Source organism: Gordonia sp. NPDC003425, from assembly GCF_053588635.1.
In genome coordinates this window covers 49,735-65,881 of the sequence record NZ_JBSFQI010000015.1, presented here as the reverse complement: position 1 = coordinate 65,881, position 16,147 = coordinate 49,735, and the positions used below count along the sequence as shown (strand labels likewise).

Sequence of the window (16,147 nt, the reverse complement as noted above, 5' to 3'; positions counted from 1 at the left end):
GGACTCGGCAACGAGAGCAGGAGCGCGTCATGGCCGACCGACCGGTACTCGAACCGACTCCCGATCATCCGATCACCGTGGAGTCTGCGGGTGTCCATCTGCGCGTACTCGTGGGCGACCACGTCGTCGCGGACACCGACGACGCTCTGGTGTTGCGCGAATCATCTTATCCGCCGGTCTATTACATTCCGCGGGCCGATGTGACCGACGGCGACCTCACCCCCAGCGCGCACACGACGTACTGCCCGTACAAGGGTGAGGCCGGCTACCACGGCCTGCGCACCGGTGACGGCGTGCAAGCCGACAAAGTGTGGTTCTACGACGCGCCGTATGCGGCGGTGAGTCCCATCGCCGGTCATGTCGCCTTCTACCCGGACGCCGTCGAGTTCTCGGTCACCTGACCGATCGCGTTGGCGGCGCGGACGAATGCGAGATGCGACAGCGCCTGCGGCGTGTTGCCCACCTGCCGCACGGCCTCGGCGTCGTACTCCTCGGAGAACAGGCCCAAGTCGTTGGCGGTTTCGAACGCTCGTGCCATGAGTTTCTGTGCGTCGGCAAGCCGTCCGCTGCGTGCGTACTGCTCGACCAGCCAAAAAGTGCACGCGAGAAACGGGTGCTCGGAACCGTCGAGTCCGTCCACCCCCGAATCGGTGCGATAGCGCAACACGAGGCCGCCGCGCATCAGGGTCTCCTCGATCCGGGCGACCGTCTCCAGCATGCGCGGGTCGTCGTAGTCGCAGAAGCCCACCTGCGGTAGTTGCAGGAGTGAGGCGTCCACCTCGTCAGTGCCCGGGTACTGCACGAACCGTCCGGTGGACGGATCGATCATCGTCTCTTCGATCTCGTCGCGGACGTTGTCGCGCAACTGTTTCCAGTGCTCCACCGGACCCTCGAGGCCATACTGGGAGACCGCGTCCACGCCACGGTCGAACGCGGCCCACACCATCGCCCGTGAATGCGTGAATTTCCTTGGCTTACCGCGGATCTCCCAGATGTCATTGTCGGTTTTGTCGAGGTTCTCCTCCACCCGGTTGAGTAGTTCCCGCTGCAGCGACCACGACACCGCGTTCTCCGGCAGGCCTGCCGCACGGGCAGCGTGCAGCGCGGAGAGCACTTCACCGAGCGTGTCGGCCTGGAACTGCGACACCGCCCCATTGCCCACGCGCACCGGTGCGGAATCCTCGTAGCCGGGCAGATGCGACATTTCCCGCTCGGGCAGTTCGCGTTCCCCGGCGATGCCGTAGAGGATCTGTAGTTGTCGGGGGTCGCCGGCGATGGCCCGAAGCAACCACATCCGCCAGTGCTCGGCCACCTGGAGAAAGCCGTGCCGGACGAACACGTCGAGGGTCAGCGCCGCATCGCGCAACCACACGTAGCGGTAGTCCCAGTTGCGTTCTCCGCCGATCTGCTCCGGCAGCGAGGTGGTCGCCGCCGCGACGATGCCACCGGTGTCGAGATTGCTCAAGGCCCGCAACGTGATCAGCGACCGGACGACGTCATTGTGATACGGCCCGGAGTGGTCAATCCGTCCCGACCACTCCGTCCACCATGCGCGCGTTCCGTGCAGCGCCGCATCCACGTCGAGCGGGTCGGGCTCGCGGCGGTAGGAATGATGCCAGGTGAATACGATATCCACGGTCTCGCCGGGCACCACGGTCGCGGTGCCACGGTGGACGTGGTCGTCGGCATGCAACGCGATGCCGCGCAGCGCCACGGCGTCCGGCCCGGCGAACGCACGAATCCCCGGGATCTCGGAGTCTCTGGTCTGCAGCACCCAGGGCACCACCCGCGCATAGTCGAAACGCATCCGGAGTTCGGTCTCGAACTCGACGGTGCCGCGCACCCCCACCATCCTGCGCACCAGGTCCACCCGCCCGCCGTCGACCGGCATGAATTCGTGAACCTCGGCGACCCCGGTCGAGGTCTCCCACCGCGTGACGAGGATGAGTGTGTCCCCGTCGTAGCGGCGGGTGGCGCGCGCGTCCGGATCGGTCGGCGCCAACAGCCAACTGCCGTGTTCGGAGGTGCCGAGCAGGCTCGCGAACACCGATGGTCCGTCGAAGCGAGGTAAGCACAGCCAGTCGATGCTCCCGGTGCTGGAGATGAGCGCACCGGTCCGGCAGTCCCCGATGAGTGCGTAGTCTTCGATATAGGCGGCCATGAACCGATTCTGCCCGCTGCGGAGAGGTGGAGGGATTGATGATGACATCCGAGCAGTCGGCCACCAGCACCCTGATCATCTTCGGCGCCAACGGTGACCTGACGGCGCGGCTCCTGTTGCCCGCACTCGGACAGCTCCTCGACCTCGAACCGGACCGCTCGGTGGCCCTGATCGGCGTCGGTCGCCGCGACACCTCCGACGACGAGTGGCGTGACAAGGTGCGTGAGGCGTTCGGCGACGACATGTCGGAGACGGCGCAACGTGTTGCCGACGAGACCGTATACAAACGCGGCGATATCACCGATTCCGACGACCTGAGCGCGATACTCGCCGATGTCGAGGGCCGACCCGTGCTCTACTTCGCCGTGCCGCCGGCGATCGCCCAGGCGTCCTGTAAAGCGTTGCAGAAAGTGGACATTCCGGACGGAACGATTCTCGCGCCGGAGAAGCCGTTCGGCACCGACGAGCACAGCGCCCGCGACTTCAACGAACTGCTCACCGGGATGGTCCCGGAGAACCAGATCTATCGCGTCGACCATTTCCTCGGTCAGTCGGTGTTACTCGACCTGCTCGGCATGCGCCTGGCCAACCGGATCTTCGAACCGGTCTGGTCGGCCGAACATGTTGAATCGGTGATGATCCGCTACGACGAGAGCCTCGGACTCGAAGGCCGCGCCGGCTACTACGACGGCACGGGAGCGCTCGAGGACATGCTGCAGAGCCACCTCCTGCAACTGCTGGCGGTGGTCGCGATGGATCCGCCCGCCTCGCTGAACGAACGCGATCTGCGCGACGCCATCGGCGCCGCGCTCCGGGCCACCCGCGTGCGTGGCGACGATCCGGTGGCATCGTCGCGGCGGGCGCGCTACACCGCCGGGGAGATCGACGGAAAGCAGTTGCCCTCCTACGTCGACGAGGACGGGGTGGACGCCTCCCGCGACACCGAGACCCTCGCCGAGGCGACCTTCGAGGTGCACACCGAGCGATGGGAGGGGGTGCCGTTCACGCTGCGGTCGGGCAAGGCGCTCGACCCCGCCGAGAAGAACATCGAGATGACCTTCCGGCCGCTGCGGCATCTACCGGAACAATTCAGCGGTGTGGCGCCGAATGTGCTGCGCCTGAGCTTCGGTCCGGATGTGATGTCCGTCGAACTGAACGTGCACGAGGGCGCCAAACCCTTCGGTCTGAAAACGGTTGCGCTCGACGCGGATCTGGGAAACGGTTCGCTGCGCGCCTACGCCGAGGTGCTCTCGGGAATCCTCGACGCCGACGCCACCCTCGCCGTTCGCGGCGACGCAGCCGAACAGTGCTGGCGGATCGTGCAACCTGTCCTCGATGCGTGGCAGGCGAACAAGGTTCCACTCGAGGACTATGCGGCGGGCAGCGATGGCCCCGACGGTTGGAAGTGACGCGTTGCGGGAGCAGTTGGTGAGCCGCGCGCTACCCTCGACAAGGTGCCGCTGAAGATCCCGTCCACATTCCGTGACGTCGTCGCCGACGTCACCGTGCCCGTCCACGCGCCCCGCGACGAGGTCTTCGATTATCTCGTCGATCCGGCCAACCGACCTCGCTGGCAGTCAAGCCTGAAGGGCATCACGAAACTGGTGCCGCTCGGCGAGCGGCCGGGTGACGTCGGCACGTCGTGGGTCGACATCACCGTGGTGCCCGGTGTGAAGCCGGCGATGGAGGTCGTCAAGAACGAGCGTCCGCACCGCTGGGTGGAGACCGGCCAGTGGGCCTTTGTCGACGCCGCTCTGGTGCTGCGTGTCGAACCGGCGGCAGACGGGTCGACGTCGGTGAACGCACGTGCGGTGATCACCGTCCCGTTCGTCCTCGCGACGACGTTGCTCTTTCTCAAGATCATCGCGCCCCCGGCGCTGCGCGCGGATCTGCGCGGAGCCGCCGAGACCATCGTCGCCGACCGGGAGCTCAGGGCACGGCAATCGCCGTGAGGCCCGGTATCACGCTGATGGTGCGCGGTGGCGCTTTCCACTCTTCACGCAGCACGGTGACGGTCGCGACGATCGCGCCCGCCCCGGTTTGCGCGACGGCGGAGGTGGGCAGTGACGCCGGGTAGCCCGCGACGGCGAAACCGGGTAGCTGCCAGTGGCGTAGCTGCACGGTCCCGCGTTTCCCGGTCTGCAGGTTGAGCCACGAGACCGAGAGGTACCGGTAGGAGTACTGGTAGTGGTAGGGCGCGGGCCTGGGAACCGTGAACTCCACCGCGCTTGGTGGTGGCGGGTACTGCAGGGTGCGCGGTGCCGGCCGGGCCACGACGGTCACCGGTCGGAAGGATCCGCCGGGCACGCTCGCCGGTCCCACCTCCACCCCGCCGGTTGCGGGGATGGTGAATGTCACCACGTCGGCGCTCGGAGGTGCGGCGGTTGCGCTGGGCGTACCCGCCACCAGCGACCCGCCGGCCAGCAGTAGAACGGAAAAGGTGGCAGTTAGGACGGAGCGGACCAAAGTGGACATGGTCCGATCGCAACACGTGTGACCGGAAGCGGGCAACCCTGTGGACCAGAAGCGAACGTCGGATGGGCCGGGCGTGGCCGCGTCGTCTGCCGCCGGACGGTGGCTGATCGCCGCCGCTGTGCTCGGCTCGGGGGTGGCCTTTCTGGACAGCACCGTGGTCAACGTTGCGCTACCGACCATCTCCCGCGACCTCGACACCGGCCTGGCCGGACAGCAGTGGGTGGTCGACGGATACATGCTCACCCTGAGTGCGTTGTTGCTCACCGGCGGCGCGGCCGGCGACCGGTACGGGCGGCGGCGGATCTTCGTCGGTGGGCTCGCCGTGTTCGCCGTCGCGTCGGTGGCCTGCGGTGTCGCTCCCACCATCGAGTTGCTGATCGCCGCGCGACTGCTGCAGGGGGTGGCCGCGGCCGCGCTCGTCCCGGGCAGTCTCGCGCTGGTCAACGCGGGCATCGTCGAATCCGACCGCGGGCGCGCGGTGGGGCTGTGGGCGGGAATGTCGGGAGCCACCAGCGCACTCGGACCCTTCGTCGGCGGATGGCTGGTCGACGCGGCGTCGTGGCGGTGGGTGTTCTTCCTCAGCGTTCCGCTGGCGTTGGGCGCGATCTGGATCTCGATGCGGCATGTCGCCGAGTCCCGCGATGAGCAGGAGAGCGGACGGCCCGATGTGGCCGGTGCCGTGACGATGACCCTCGGACTCGCCGGGATCATCTACGCGTTGATCGAAGGTCCCGCGCGCGGCTGGACCGCGACGACGCTGGCCCCCCTGGTCGCCGGTGCGGTCTTTCTCGTCGTCTTCGTGATCGTCGAATCCCATACTCGCGCACCGCTCTTGCCGCTACGGCTGTTCCGGTCGCGCCAGTTCTCGGGCACCAACCTCACCACGTTCCTGGTGTACGCGGCACTCGGCGGTGCGCTGTTCCTGGTGGCGTTGCAACTGCAGCAGAGCATGGGCTACTCGGCGCTCGAAGCAGGCGCTGCGATGGTGCCGAGCACGGTGATCATGCTGTTCGGGTCGTCGCTGTCGGGGCGGCTGGCGCAGCGCACCGGCCCAAGGATGCCGATGACCGTGGGGCCGCTGATCGCCGCATGCGGGCTGGCGCTGATGGCGCGTATCGTGCCCGGCGCAAGCTATCTCGGCGCGGTGCTTCCGGCCGTCGTGCTCTTCGGCGTCGGCATGACGATCACCGTGGCACCGCTGACCGCCGCCGCCCTCGCCGCAGTCGACGACGCCCACGTCGGCGCCGCGTCTGGGGTGAACAACGCGGTGTCGAGGATCGCGGGTCTGTTGGCGGTGGCCACGTTGCCCGCGATCGCGGGAATCGATGCCGGCCCGGGACAGCCACTCGGCCCGGGATTCTCCACCGCCATGCTGGCCTCTGCGGTGGGGTGCGCGCTCGGCGGAGTCGTGGCAGCGTTCACCATCCGGTCGGGTGCCGGGTTCCGGCCGCAGGTCATGCCCGCGGTGAACGCGGCATGCCAGGACCGAGCGACGTTGCTGCGGTCCGAGCGATGAGTGCGGCCAGACGAACTCGCGTCAGATCACCGTGAATGGTTTACCGCCGCAGGATCCGTACTGGCGCAATCCCGACGACCCGAGGGCTGCGTTCCCTGTGTTGGTGACGTGCGCGGTCACACGGACCTGTCCGGCCCCGGTGACGACGTGCGAAACGTAGGCTGCCCCGCCTTCGCCGCCGACCGCCGTGGTGGCGGTGGCGGTTCCGGTCTTGTGGGTGGTCAGATTCTCCCAGTCGAAGCGGACCGTCTGGTCGTATCCGGGGAGCACGAGGACCGGACCGTTGACTGCCGTGAGGTCGACGTTTCCGGACACCGGCTTGTCCCGGTACGGGGTGATCGAGATGGGGTCGTAGCTCTGATTGATCTGGATGTATGCGCCGCCCGGATTCAGCGGGAAGATCGGATTGCCGGCGGCGGCTTTGCAGATCTGCGTCGGCTGCGTGGCTGCGTGCGCGGAACCGGCGGCAAGCGCGGTGACACCGGTTGCGGCTGCGGCGACAGCAGCAACCGTGGCCACGTGTCGGAGTCGAAGGGTGCGGGACGTGCGAAAAACGGACATGGTCTTCCTCTCGAAAACGGGGCGGGCGCCGACGCGGTACGTCGATCGACCGGTAGTTCGGAGTCGACGGCACGATCGTTAGTGCGGCGTAGTTTTTGGTCGTTCGGACAAATGACGTCTGAACAGCCTGCTCGGCGCCGGCTGCGGTGTCAGAATCGAGCGATGGGCGACGTTCTGCGACTGACCACCCGACTCGAGCCGCGCGGGCCTGCCGCCGCGGTGATCCTTACCGACGACGAGGTGGCATCACTCGGGGCAGGCAAGACGCCGCCGGTAGCGTTCACCATCGCCGGTACCACGGTGCAGGGTCGGATCGGCCGGATGGGTGGGGAAAATCTGCTCGGCTTCAACAAGGCCGTTCGAACTCAACTCGGTGTCGCGGCCGGAGACACCGTCGACATAGAGATCACGCTCGATGCCGGTCCGCGCGAGGTGGAGGTCCCGCCCGCGCTGGCCGAAGCGCTCGATGCCGACCCCGCCGCGAAGAAGGCGTTTGCTGCCCTCGCGCCGTCGCGCCGCAAGGAGATGGTGCGGTCGGTGGCCGACGCCAAGAAGGACGACACGCGTGCACGGCGCGTGGCGGCGGCGCTGGCGCAGTTGGCCCACTGATCGGGTGGGTGCCGCGATGCCTGCGATGCAATCCCGCTGCATTCGACGGCTCTGCGGGAGCGTTGTCGGACTCGTCGTCGCTCTCGGTTGTGCGTCGGTCATCGTCGTCGCGCCCGCAGACGCCTCGACCGATCCGGCTCGCGGGGGTTGCGGCCATCCGCTGTCGCCGGCGGAAGTGGCCGAGGTGGCGCGCCTCTCGGCGCCGCCTGCGGCACCTGCCGGCGAGCCGCCGCTGACCACCCTCCGGCATCATGTGGCGCGCCTCGATGCGATCGCCGCGATCCTGGTGCGCAACCACGATCGCCGCGGTCTGTTCACGGTGGGACTCGCCGCCACCGAACGCGACGCCGTACTTCCGCTGGAGACCAGCGGCACGCTGAACCGCCCAAGCTGGGCGCAGACGCTGAGCATTCTGCTCCTCGACCGCTATCTCGCGGCGCTGCACGCCGAATTCACCGGCGCCGCGGTGCCCGCACACTGGCAGCGGTACTTCTCGTTGGCAGCCGATTGTGCTGCCTCGCAATTACTTACGGCGGCCACCGGGTACAACGCACACATCACCGTCGACCTCGCGTACGCGGTGGCCGACTCGCGGGCGACGCGAGCCGACGCCGCGGATTTCTATCGGATCGTCGATGCCATCGCCGCCCATGCCGATTCCATCGTTTCCGCGACGAAGAAGTACTACGGCGTCGACCTGGGCCCCACCTTCCGCTTCTACTTTCTGGGCGAGGGACTCGATCGCCTCGTCGGCGCCGGTCGCGCCACCGGACCCATGCTGCGTGCCGCCGATGTGGGATACAACGTGCTCACCTTCGAGAACGGCCTGGCGTTGCAGAATCCGGCGACGAAACCGGCCGCGGTGTCGGCGATCAACGCGCTGTGGGCCACCGGCGACTCCGCGCTGGTGGCGGCCGATGAACTCGGTGTGCTGGGCTGGACTTAGTCGGGGGATGCGATCACCGATGGACGTCGTGTCTGGGCGACGTAGACGGCGACGCTCGCCGCCTCCAGCACGACGGCCCCCCACAGCGCCGGACCGACATGCTCAGAGATGAACGCACCACACAGGGCGCCAACCAGAAACGCGGCGACAACGAACGCCGTGAATGCCGCGGCGCGCAACCGGGCCGACGACCGATCGCGGGCCAGATCGCCCAGCGCCTGCACAAAACGCATCAGATTTCCCGTGGTCGCGATGCTGACAAACGAGATTCCACCCGCCGACCGGAACAGTTCGAGGCGGATTCCGCCGACAAACGACAACGGGATCACGAACAGCCACGCCGGCGCGTTGGTGGACAGGAATGCCAGGATCGCGAAGACCGCGAGTTGGAACGCCAGCGCCGCACCGACGATGTGACGCGGCAGGGCGGGCGAGTACGTGCGGATCAGCTGCGCGACGACGAGTCCGGCGAGGTAGGCGAGTAGCGGCCATACGTATCGGACCCAGTCACCGTCCTTGACGAGCCCGACCGCGAGGAAGATGACGTTGCCGGTCTGCGCGAAACCGAACACCTGGTGGCGTAGGAAGAGAAATGCGTCGATGTACCCAGCGACCGCGGTCATCAGCGTCGCGCTGACGATGCCGATCGCTCCGGGCGTCGCAGTGGCTGAGGTACCGGTCACCGGGAAAGGATACGTCGCGATGAGTTTTGTCTCCGTCCGAAGTCGGTACCCGATGTGACAGAACCCGCACAGACAACAGAGAGGATGAATGGATGACGCAGCTACTGAAGGTCCAGAACTTCGCAGTGTCGAGCGACGGCTTCGGCGCCGGGGAGGGTCAGACTCTCGAGCGGCCGTTCGGGCACGCCAACCCGGCAGCACTGATGTCCTGGGCCGGGGCCACGGCGAGCTGGCCCAATCGCACCGATGCCGGCGGCAGCCGTGGCCTCGACGACTTCTTCACCCGCGACTTCAGCCACAACATCGGCGCAGAGATCATGGGTCGCAACAAGTTCGGCCCGCAGCGCGGTGAGTGGGAGAACTACGACTGGCAGGGCTGGTGGGGCGACGAGCCCCCGTTCCACACCCCGGTATTCGTGATGACCCACTACCCGCGCCCGTCATTCACACTCTCGGACACCACGTTCCACTTTGTCGACGGCGATCCGGCAACAGTCCTCGAGAAGGCACGGGAGGCGGCCGACGGCAAAGATGTCCGGCTCGGCGGCGGTGCGACGGTGGTGCGAGAGTTCCTCGACGCCGGCCTGATCGACACATTGCACGTCGCGGTGTCGCCCGACGTCGAACTCGGATCGGGGACACGTTTGTGGACCTCGCCGGACGAACTCTTCGATCGGTACCACTGTGACATCGTGCCCAGTCCCAGCGGTGTGGTCCATCACTTGTTCTGGCGGAAGTGAATTCGCGAGTCAACTCGTGCCTGTGGAATCGTGCATCCGTTTGTCGGCACCCTCACGTACTATGGGAACATACATTCGAACAGTACGTGAGGGGGTGTGCGGCCATGTGGGAGGCACTGCCGTCAGAGTTCCTCGGGGGCGTCGATCCGTCGTATCCCGACGAGACCGAGATGCTGCGCATCCTGGGTGGACTCGACGCGGTGCGTCAGGGCGAAGCGTATCTGGCGTGGGTGCGGTTTCAGTCGTTCGGTGTGCTCTACGACCGGCTGGTCGCCGCGCGGAGGTCGTCGGATGGTTTGATCGTGGATGGCTTCGCCGACGCGGCCGCGCGGATCTCGGGAGTGTTCGCGGTGTCACGGTTCAAGGCAGAGCAGATGCTCAGCGATGCCATCACCCTGCGTGATGATCTGCCAGAGGTATTCGGGTGTCTGCGAGACGGCCTGCTCACCGCGGAGCAAGCACACCTCGTGGTCTCGCGCACCGATCTTCTCGAATCCGGGAGCAGTGTCACGCCGTTGGTCGATGCCGCGATCGCGGCGGCGGTGCGCGGCCGGCGCGGAACGTGGAAGCGCGCCCGGCTACGCGACATGGTCGACCGGGTGGTGTTCCGCCACGATCCGGATTGCGTGCGCGAACGCCGGCAGAGGGAACTCGACAAGCGCGGCATGTGGACCGAGAACCGGGGCGACGGGACCGCGGAGATCTCGGCCGTGATGTCGGCGGAAAGCGTCCGGATCGCAGCGCAATCGGTCACCGCGCTGGCCGACGCCGCGTGCGAGCTCGATGGGCGGACCCGGCCGCAGCGCGCCAGTGACGCGATGTTCGCGCTGCTGACCGGCACGCGGTTCGAGTGCCTCTGCGACACCCCCGACTGCGCGGCGGTGATTCCCGCTCCGGCCACAATCCCCCAGACGGATCCCAAGATCGTCATCCACGTCGTCTGCGACGAGTCGGCGCTTGCCCCAACCACACCCGCAGACGCCCCAACCACACCCGCAGACGCCGCGACCACACCCACAGGCGCCGCCCCAACCACCACCCCCACCGATACGCCCGTTGCATTCATCGCCGGGCACGGCATCATCTCGGGTGACCATCTCCGCGATCTCGCCGCGCGCGCCGACGCCGTGGTGAAGCCCATCGTGCCCCGCGGCACGGAGCAGAACCCGGACGGTACGTTCACGCTGCCCGCATCTGCGCCAGCGGATCCCTATCGTCCGTCGGCGGCGCTCGACGACGGTGTCCGTGTCCGCGACGGCTACTGCGTGGAGCCCGGTTGTGAAATGTCGTCGTGGGATTCCGATCTCGACCACGTCACCGAGTTCGATCACGCCGACCCGGCCTCGGGCGGGCAGACCACCGACGACAACCTGAACGCGAAATGCCGTCGTGCCCACATCCACAAGACGTTCGGCGACTGGGTCGACGATCAGTACCGCGATCCGGTCACGGGCCGCATCGTCACCGAGTTCATCACTCCCGAGGGTTACGTGTTCCTCGGAGATGCCGAAACCCTCGAGGACACGTTTCCCGGGCTTCGGCGCCTCCGCTTTGCTCCGCCCGGCGCCGACCATCCCGGACGGCGTCGGCGTCGACAGAGATTCGACGACGACGGACACCCCACCTCGAGGCGCACGCGCACCCGGGCGGCCAACAAGCATGCCCGTCGACGTGCCGAACGGCACCGAAACCGTCGCCGACGCCACCAACTCGAGCACGCTGCGGGCGACCCGCCCTTTTGAAAACAGGTAGTGCACTACGCGCGTCGCGGTAGGCGCTCCGGAGCATGCTTGCCTCACCAAGCCGCCACACCGAGGTATGCAATGTCCGAGATCCTGATCGGTGCCGTCCCCCTCCACGGCCACTTCACGCCCCTCCTCAACGTCGCGCGCTACCTGGTGGGGCGCGGCGATAGAGTGCGTTTCCTCACCGGGTCGCGGTTCGCCGACAAGGTGACCGCAGCGGGCGCCGAACACATCCCCCTGCCACCCGACGCCGACTTCGACGACCGGTTGGACTGGGACGTCGTGTTTCCGGAGCGCTCGAAACTGAAGGGCACAAAGGCGATCGCGTTCGATATCGAGCACACCTTTGTCCGGCCGGCAGCGGCACAGTACGAGGCTCTGGCCGGGCTGCTCGCAGATGCGGACGCGGACGTCGTGCTCACCGACATTGCGTTCGCCGGTGGCGCCTACCTGATGGGGTTGCCGACCGACCAACGACCGCCGGTCGTTGCATGCGGAGTCAGCCCGTTGTTCATCGGCAGCCGCGACACCGCACCGTCCGGGATGGGCCTCAAACCGCTGCGCGGCCCGGTTGGGCGCTCACGCAACGCGGCCCTCGACTGGTTCGTGCGCCGAGCGGTACTGGCGGACGCGCAACAACTCGCCGAGCGGATCCATCGCGAGATTCACGGCACCGCACTCGGATATCCTGTCCTCGACTGGCCGCGGCACGCGGACGCGATCATCCAGTTGACGGTGCCGGAATTCGAATACCCCAGAAGCGACGCACCCGAACACCTCCATTTCGTCGGTCCGATCTCGGCGGCCGGATCGCAGGCACCGATCCCCGACTGGTGGCCGCGGCTCGATGATCCGCGTCCGGTCCTCCACGTCACGCAGGGAACATTCGCCAATGCGGACTACCGCCAGATCATCGCCCCGACCCTCGAGGCGTTCGCCGACGAGGACGTACTCATCGTCGTGGCCACCGGTGGACGGGCCGTCGACACACTTCCTCCTCTGCCATCGAATGCCGTTGCCGCCGAACTTCTTCCGTACGACGAGTTGCTGCCGAAAACCGACGTGTATGTAACCAACGGCGGCTACGGCGGGGTCCAGTATGCGCTACGGTACGGCGTCCCCGTGGTGACGAGCGGCGGGCTCGAGGACAAACCAGAGGTGGGTGGCCGGATCGCGTGGTCGGGGGTGGGTCGGCGACTCAGATCCGAAACCCCCTCCGCCGCAGCCGTACACAAGGCCGTGCGGACAGTGCTCGACGACCCGTCCTATCGGACGGCCGCGGCTCGGATGGCCGACGCGATGGCCGGCTCGCCCGGGCTGCCCGGTCTTGCCGACATCATCAACACGCTGCCCCGGCAACGCTGCTGACCACGTCGGCTACCCGGCCGACACCATCGGCCGCGATCATCTCCGCGCCTATCTCACCTGCACGCCGGGTAAACGACGGCTCGTCGAGCAATCGACGTATCGCCGCCCGGGTGCGTTCGGGAGATGCCTTCTTCGAGACCACCAGCCCGGCGTCCGCGGTCGCCACCGCGCGAGCGATCTTCGGCTGATCCATCATCGGATGCATTGGTACGAACAGGATGGGCACGCGGTGGGCGAGCGCGCGCACCGTCGTCGCGTGGCCGCCGTGCGTGATCACCACCGACGCCTCGGGCATCAGGGCCGCATGGTCGATAATCGTTTGGAGTTCCGTATTGGCACCAACGCGCAGGCCGGCCGGGTCGATCGCCTCCCCGGTACCCGCGATCACGTCGACGGGCAGCTCCGACACGGCGTCGAGGAGTCGCTGAAATGCCTTGTGTTGTCCGGGAAATGCGACGGTGCTCAGAGTTAGAAGGAGGAGGGGGCGGTCTCGTGGGCGGCGTGCCGGCGGGATCTCCTCGAGTACTGGGCCGGTGAGTTCCGCGTTCTCCGGCAGGCGAATCGGTCGGCCCAGCCGCGGATCGCTGACCACCGCGATGGCCGTCGCGCGCTGCAGCGCTTCTTTCGGTGCGGCGCCCCGAAAGCGGCAGAGAACACCGAGTGGCGGACCCAGCCACAGGCGTACTCCCTCCCAACTGGAATGGGCCACAGCCACTGTCGGTATTCCTGCTGCTTCCAGCTCGGAGAGGGCACCGACCAGGAGTACGTCGACGAGTGCGACGTCGGCGTCGACGCGCTTGGCCACCGTCACCGCGTCGCGCCCGCGGGAGCGGTCGGCCCACAGTCGCGGCACATCGCGCAGGCTCGTGAGGGTGGACCGGTGGCGGAGCGGATCGTAGTCGACGGCGTCGGCCAGGACTGCGTCGAATCCGTCCTGTTGTGCCCGCTGTGTGACGGGGTCGTCGGAGTGAACGATCACGTTCCACCCGCGCCGACGGAGTTCGGTGGCGATGCCGAGCATCGGCGGGATGTTGCCGCCGAGGCCGGTCGTGACGACCAGTGCGGTACTCACCGCGTCGTCCCGGAGTGAGCGAGCAGGGCATCGGTCATCTGGTGCATCCGGGAGAGCACGACCGACACGCTGTGGCCGCGGTCGCGGCGCAGCAGTTTCCACGTGTAGACGTCGGTGGCCACCACGAGCAGGTCGATGAGTGCCTGGCGTTCGGCAGACTTTCCGGGCAGCCACGGCTCGAAGACCGTGCCAACCCACGCTCGGTGCTCCTTCCTGCCCTCGGCCGCGTAGACGGCCAGTGGCTGACCGGACCGCTCGTGGGCCAGTAACTCGAGAACGAAGTCGCCACGCGATTCATAGTGTGCGACAAGGGTTCGGAGAGCGTCGTCGACGTCGGCGGACGGCGGCGTGCGTTCCGCGACGATCTCGTCGCGGACTTCCCGGGCCGCCGTGGACAGCAGTGCGTCCCGGGTGCCGAAATGTCGGAGCACCGTCTGCACGCTGACGCCTGCGGTGGTGGACACGACGGTGAGGGTGGGATCGAAATCGAGTCGCTCCATGGCGATCTCCCTCACCGCGTCAAGGATCCGGCGCCGGGTCTCCGCGACACCGTCGAGGCGTGCCGTCATCCGATACGGCCTCGAATTCATGTGAACGAGGTTACCCGCCAATATTTTGATTTCAACGGGCACTCATACGAATAGAGTACCTTCGCGAGTCACGAATCCCGAGAGCCGAGTTGGGGATACATGCGTTCGAGCGGACCGGCGAGACCGGCCTTGGCGAGCTTGCTGCTGTCGTCCACGAGGACTTCGTTGACGCCGTTGTCGAGGGCGCTGTATGCGGCCGAGGCAACCTCCGAGGGGGTCGCCTTGGGCCCCGCCACTCCGGCGGCCATCTGCGTGTCGACCCAACCCACGTGCACGCCGACCACCTGAATCCCGCGCGGCGACAGCGAAAGTCGCACGGAGTTCGTCGCCGACCAGAACGCGGCCTTGGTTGCCGAGTAACTGCCGGCACCGGCATGCCAGCTCAGCGCGGAGTGCATGTCGACGATCCCGGCCCGGCCGGGTGAGGTGGCGAGAATGTCGGCGAACGCTCGAATCATTCTGAGCTGTCCGAAGAAGTTGGTCTCGAAGATCTCGTGGAGTTGCTCGTCGGTCTCGGCAACCATGTCCGAACCGTGTGGTGAGACACCGGCATTGTTCACCAGGATTGTCACGTCGCCCGCTGCCCGAGCCGCAGACGCGACGGACTCCGGATTCGTGATGTCCAGTGCCAGTGGCACGATTCGGTCGTCGTTCCACGTGCGCGGGGTACGCGCAGTCGCATAGACCTTACGCGCCCCACGTTGGAGGGCCTGCGCAACGTACGCTCCTCCGATACCTCCGTTTGCCCCGGTGACAAGGACGACCGAGCCGTCGACGATACTCATTGGAATTCCTTCTGCCTCAGTGCTGCTGACACCTCAGTGCCGGTTTCTTTGCGCGGATGCGCCGAGTGCTTCGCCGAGGTGGTACTCGACTGCGAGTGCCTGCTCCGATGACATCGGCGGCGTCTGGGCCACTCGCACCCGGAATCCCGGCAACGATGCCGAGTGCTCGAACTCGCGATATGCCTCGATAAGATCGTCGTCGGGCGGAAGCGTGGCCCGATTGACCATCGCCTTCGCGGAGGCCAGCGATGTGCGATCGAAAGCCGCCAGGCGTGCAACGATCGTCGCGACATAATCGTCGAGTTCTGCGTCCGGGATCGCCCTGGTCACCCAGCCCCACCGTTCCGCAGTCACGGCGTCGTAGTCATCGCTCGACAAGATCACCTCGAGTGCGCGATCTCGTCCGATCAGGCGCGGCAGCCGTTCAGTTCCTCCCCCGCCCGGGACGATGGCCGTACCCACCTCGGGTTGGCCGAAGACGGCTTTCTCCACGCTCGCATACCTGAGATCCAAAGCGAGCGCGAGCTCGTTGCCGCCGCCACGAGTGCGGCCGCGGATGACTGCGACGGTGATGAACGGTGCCCTGGTGAGCGCGAGGACCAATTCCGTCCACCCCGAACGCCCGGTGACCGGGTCGGCGCCCGGGAATTCGTTGAGTCGGGACAGGTCGAAATGGTTGTAGAAGAAGTCGTCGACCCCACTGTCAAAGACGAGCACCTTCAACGATTCGTCAACGATGAGTTCCTCGACGATCCCCGATAGCTGCGTAACAAGAGCTCCCACAATCAGATTGGCCGGTGGATTGGTGACGGTGACTCGCGCGATCGTCGGCGATTCGCGCGTGAGAGTGACGAGCGCGTCGTGCATGGAACGCTTCCCTTCGTGCGAGGTGAATG

General features: G+C 67.0%; 17 protein-coding genes. 9 read left to right on the top strand and 8 right to left on the bottom strand.

What is annotated here, in order from left to right:
• The first annotated feature begins 29 nt into the window (after positions 1-29).
• Positions 30-401, top strand: coding sequence for a DUF427 domain-containing protein (locus tag ACWDTD_RS16530; RefSeq protein ID WP_449748218.1), 372 nt, complete (start codon positions 30-32; stop codon positions 399-401).
• On the opposite strand, the gene ACWDTD_RS16525 is transcribed toward ACWDTD_RS16530, so the two are convergent.
• A complete protein-coding gene (locus ACWDTD_RS16525) occupies positions 368-2,161 on the bottom strand; it encodes a glycoside hydrolase family 15 protein (protein ID WP_449748217.1) in 1,794 nt (597 codons plus the stop codon). The two genes, ACWDTD_RS16530 and ACWDTD_RS16525, sit on opposite strands and share 34 nt — an antisense overlap.
• Positions 2,162-2,199: 38 nt before the next feature.
• On the opposite strand from ACWDTD_RS16525, the gene ACWDTD_RS16520 reads away from it, so the two are divergent.
• Positions 2,200-3,570 (top strand): glucose-6-phosphate dehydrogenase, encoded by a 1,371-nt coding sequence (locus tag ACWDTD_RS16520; protein ID WP_449748216.1) that lies wholly within the window; start codon positions 2,200-2,202, stop codon positions 3,568-3,570.
• 45 nt (positions 3,571-3,615) lie between these two features.
• A complete protein-coding gene (locus ACWDTD_RS16515; protein ID WP_449748215.1) occupies positions 3,616-4,113 on the top strand; it encodes an SRPBCC family protein in 498 nt (165 codons plus the stop codon).
• Here the strand turns inward: ACWDTD_RS16515 and ACWDTD_RS16510 are convergent.
• Positions 4,091-4,636: a hypothetical protein gene (locus ACWDTD_RS16510; RefSeq protein ID WP_449748214.1), complete on the bottom strand. Its 546-nt coding sequence runs from the start codon at positions 4,634-4,636 to the stop codon at positions 4,091-4,093. The two genes, ACWDTD_RS16515 and ACWDTD_RS16510, sit on opposite strands and share 23 nt — an antisense overlap.
• Positions 4,637-4,709: 73 nt before the next feature.
• Here ACWDTD_RS16510 and ACWDTD_RS16505 point away from each other — a divergent pair, with 73 nt between their 5' ends.
• Positions 4,710-6,152, top strand: coding sequence for a DHA2 family efflux MFS transporter permease subunit (locus ACWDTD_RS16505; protein ID WP_449748213.1), 1,443 nt, complete (start codon positions 4,710-4,712; stop codon positions 6,150-6,152).
• A gap of 21 nt (positions 6,153-6,173) precedes the next feature.
• On the opposite strand, the gene ACWDTD_RS16500 is transcribed toward ACWDTD_RS16505, so the two are convergent.
• Positions 6,174-6,671: a hypothetical protein gene (locus ACWDTD_RS16500; protein WP_449748212.1), complete on the bottom strand. Its 498-nt coding sequence runs from the start codon at positions 6,669-6,671 to the stop codon at positions 6,174-6,176.
• 204 nt (positions 6,672-6,875) lie between these two features.
• Between ACWDTD_RS16500 and ACWDTD_RS16495 the strand changes: the two genes are divergently transcribed.
• Both ACWDTD_RS16495 and ACWDTD_RS16490 read left to right on the top strand, forming a co-directional pair.
• The gene (locus tag ACWDTD_RS16495; protein ID WP_449748211.1) at positions 6,876-7,322 is read left to right on the top strand and encodes a DUF1905 domain-containing protein; all 447 of its coding nucleotides are present in this window, start codon (positions 6,876-6,878) and stop codon (positions 7,320-7,322) included.
• A 16-nt stretch (positions 7,323-7,338) separates the two neighbouring features.
• Positions 7,339-8,268 (top strand): DUF5995 family protein, encoded by a 930-nt coding sequence (locus ACWDTD_RS16490; RefSeq protein ID WP_449748210.1) that lies wholly within the window; start codon positions 7,339-7,341, stop codon positions 8,266-8,268.
• Here the strand turns inward: ACWDTD_RS16490 and ACWDTD_RS16485 are convergent.
• Positions 8,265-8,951 (bottom strand): YoaK family protein, encoded by a 687-nt coding sequence (locus tag ACWDTD_RS16485; protein WP_449748209.1) that lies wholly within the window; start codon positions 8,949-8,951, stop codon positions 8,265-8,267. The two genes, ACWDTD_RS16490 and ACWDTD_RS16485, sit on opposite strands and share 4 nt — an antisense overlap.
• Positions 8,952-9,043: 92 nt before the next feature.
• Between ACWDTD_RS16485 and ACWDTD_RS16480 the strand changes: the two genes are divergently transcribed.
• From ACWDTD_RS16480 to ACWDTD_RS16470, 3 genes are all read left to right on the top strand, one after another.
• A complete protein-coding gene (locus tag ACWDTD_RS16480; RefSeq protein WP_449748208.1) occupies positions 9,044-9,691 on the top strand; it encodes a dihydrofolate reductase family protein in 648 nt (215 codons plus the stop codon).
• A 104-nt stretch (positions 9,692-9,795) separates the two neighbouring features.
• Positions 9,796-11,433: a DUF222 domain-containing protein gene (locus ACWDTD_RS16475; RefSeq protein ID WP_449748207.1), complete on the top strand. Its 1,638-nt coding sequence runs from the start codon at positions 9,796-9,798 to the stop codon at positions 11,431-11,433.
• An 81-nt stretch (positions 11,434-11,514) separates the two neighbouring features.
• The gene (locus tag ACWDTD_RS16470; RefSeq protein WP_449748206.1) at positions 11,515-12,804 is read left to right on the top strand and encodes a glycosyltransferase; all 1,290 of its coding nucleotides are present in this window, start codon (positions 11,515-11,517) and stop codon (positions 12,802-12,804) included.
• On the opposite strand, the gene ACWDTD_RS16465 is transcribed toward ACWDTD_RS16470, so the two are convergent.
• The 4 genes from ACWDTD_RS16465 to ACWDTD_RS16450 form a co-directional block, all read right to left on the bottom strand.
• A complete protein-coding gene (locus tag ACWDTD_RS16465) occupies positions 12,776-13,876 on the bottom strand; it encodes a glycosyltransferase (protein ID WP_449748205.1) in 1,101 nt (366 codons plus the stop codon). The genes ACWDTD_RS16470 and ACWDTD_RS16465 overlap by 29 nt on opposite strands.
• Positions 13,873-14,466 (bottom strand): TetR/AcrR family transcriptional regulator, encoded by a 594-nt coding sequence (locus tag ACWDTD_RS16460; protein ID WP_449748204.1) that lies wholly within the window; start codon positions 14,464-14,466, stop codon positions 13,873-13,875. The genes ACWDTD_RS16465 and ACWDTD_RS16460 overlap by 4 nt, the downstream gene beginning before the upstream one ends.
• 68 nt (positions 14,467-14,534) lie before the next feature.
• Entirely contained in the window at positions 14,535-15,251 is a 717-nt protein-coding gene (locus ACWDTD_RS16455; protein ID WP_449748203.1) for an SDR family oxidoreductase, read from the bottom strand.
• 33 nt (positions 15,252-15,284) lie between these two features.
• Entirely contained in the window at positions 15,285-16,118 is an 834-nt protein-coding gene (locus ACWDTD_RS16450) for an enoyl-CoA hydratase/isomerase family protein (RefSeq protein ID WP_449748202.1), read from the bottom strand.
• Positions 16,119-16,147: the final 29 nt, after the last annotated feature.

What these genes read in the sequence shown, in the direction of transcription:
- ACWDTD_RS16490 (WP_449748210.1), top strand. Translation starts at nt 7,339, where the DNA reads ATGCCTGCGATGCAATCCCGCTGCATTCGACGGCTCTGCGGGAGCGTT.
- ACWDTD_RS16455 (WP_449748203.1), bottom strand. Translation starts at nt 15,251, where the DNA reads ATGAGTATCGTCGACGGCTCGGTCGTCCTTGTCACCGGGGCAAACGGA.
- ACWDTD_RS16470 (WP_449748206.1), top strand. Translation starts at nt 11,515, where the DNA reads ATGTCCGAGATCCTGATCGGTGCCGTCCCCCTCCACGGCCACTTCACG.
- ACWDTD_RS16460 (WP_449748204.1), bottom strand. Translation starts at nt 14,466, where the DNA reads ATGAATTCGAGGCCGTATCGGATGACGGCACGCCTCGACGGTGTCGCG.
- ACWDTD_RS16530 (WP_449748218.1), top strand. Translation starts at nt 30, where the DNA reads ATGGCCGACCGACCGGTACTCGAACCGACTCCCGATCATCCGATCACC.
- ACWDTD_RS16510 (WP_449748214.1), bottom strand. Translation starts at nt 4,636, where the DNA reads ATGTCCACTTTGGTCCGCTCCGTCCTAACTGCCACCTTTTCCGTTCTA.
- ACWDTD_RS16450 (WP_449748202.1), bottom strand. Translation starts at nt 16,118, where the DNA reads ATGCACGACGCGCTCGTCACTCTCACGCGCGAATCGCCGACGATCGCG.
- ACWDTD_RS16480 (WP_449748208.1), top strand. Translation starts at nt 9,044, where the DNA reads ATGACGCAGCTACTGAAGGTCCAGAACTTCGCAGTGTCGAGCGACGGC.
- ACWDTD_RS16495 (WP_449748211.1), top strand. Translation starts at nt 6,876, where the DNA reads ATGGGCGACGTTCTGCGACTGACCACCCGACTCGAGCCGCGCGGGCCT.
- ACWDTD_RS16525 (WP_449748217.1), bottom strand. Translation starts at nt 2,161, where the DNA reads ATGGCCGCCTATATCGAAGACTACGCACTCATCGGGGACTGCCGGACC.
- ACWDTD_RS16520 (WP_449748216.1), top strand. Translation starts at nt 2,200, where the DNA reads ATGATGACATCCGAGCAGTCGGCCACCAGCACCCTGATCATCTTCGGC.
- ACWDTD_RS16475 (WP_449748207.1), top strand. Translation starts at nt 9,796, where the DNA reads ATGTGGGAGGCACTGCCGTCAGAGTTCCTCGGGGGCGTCGATCCGTCG.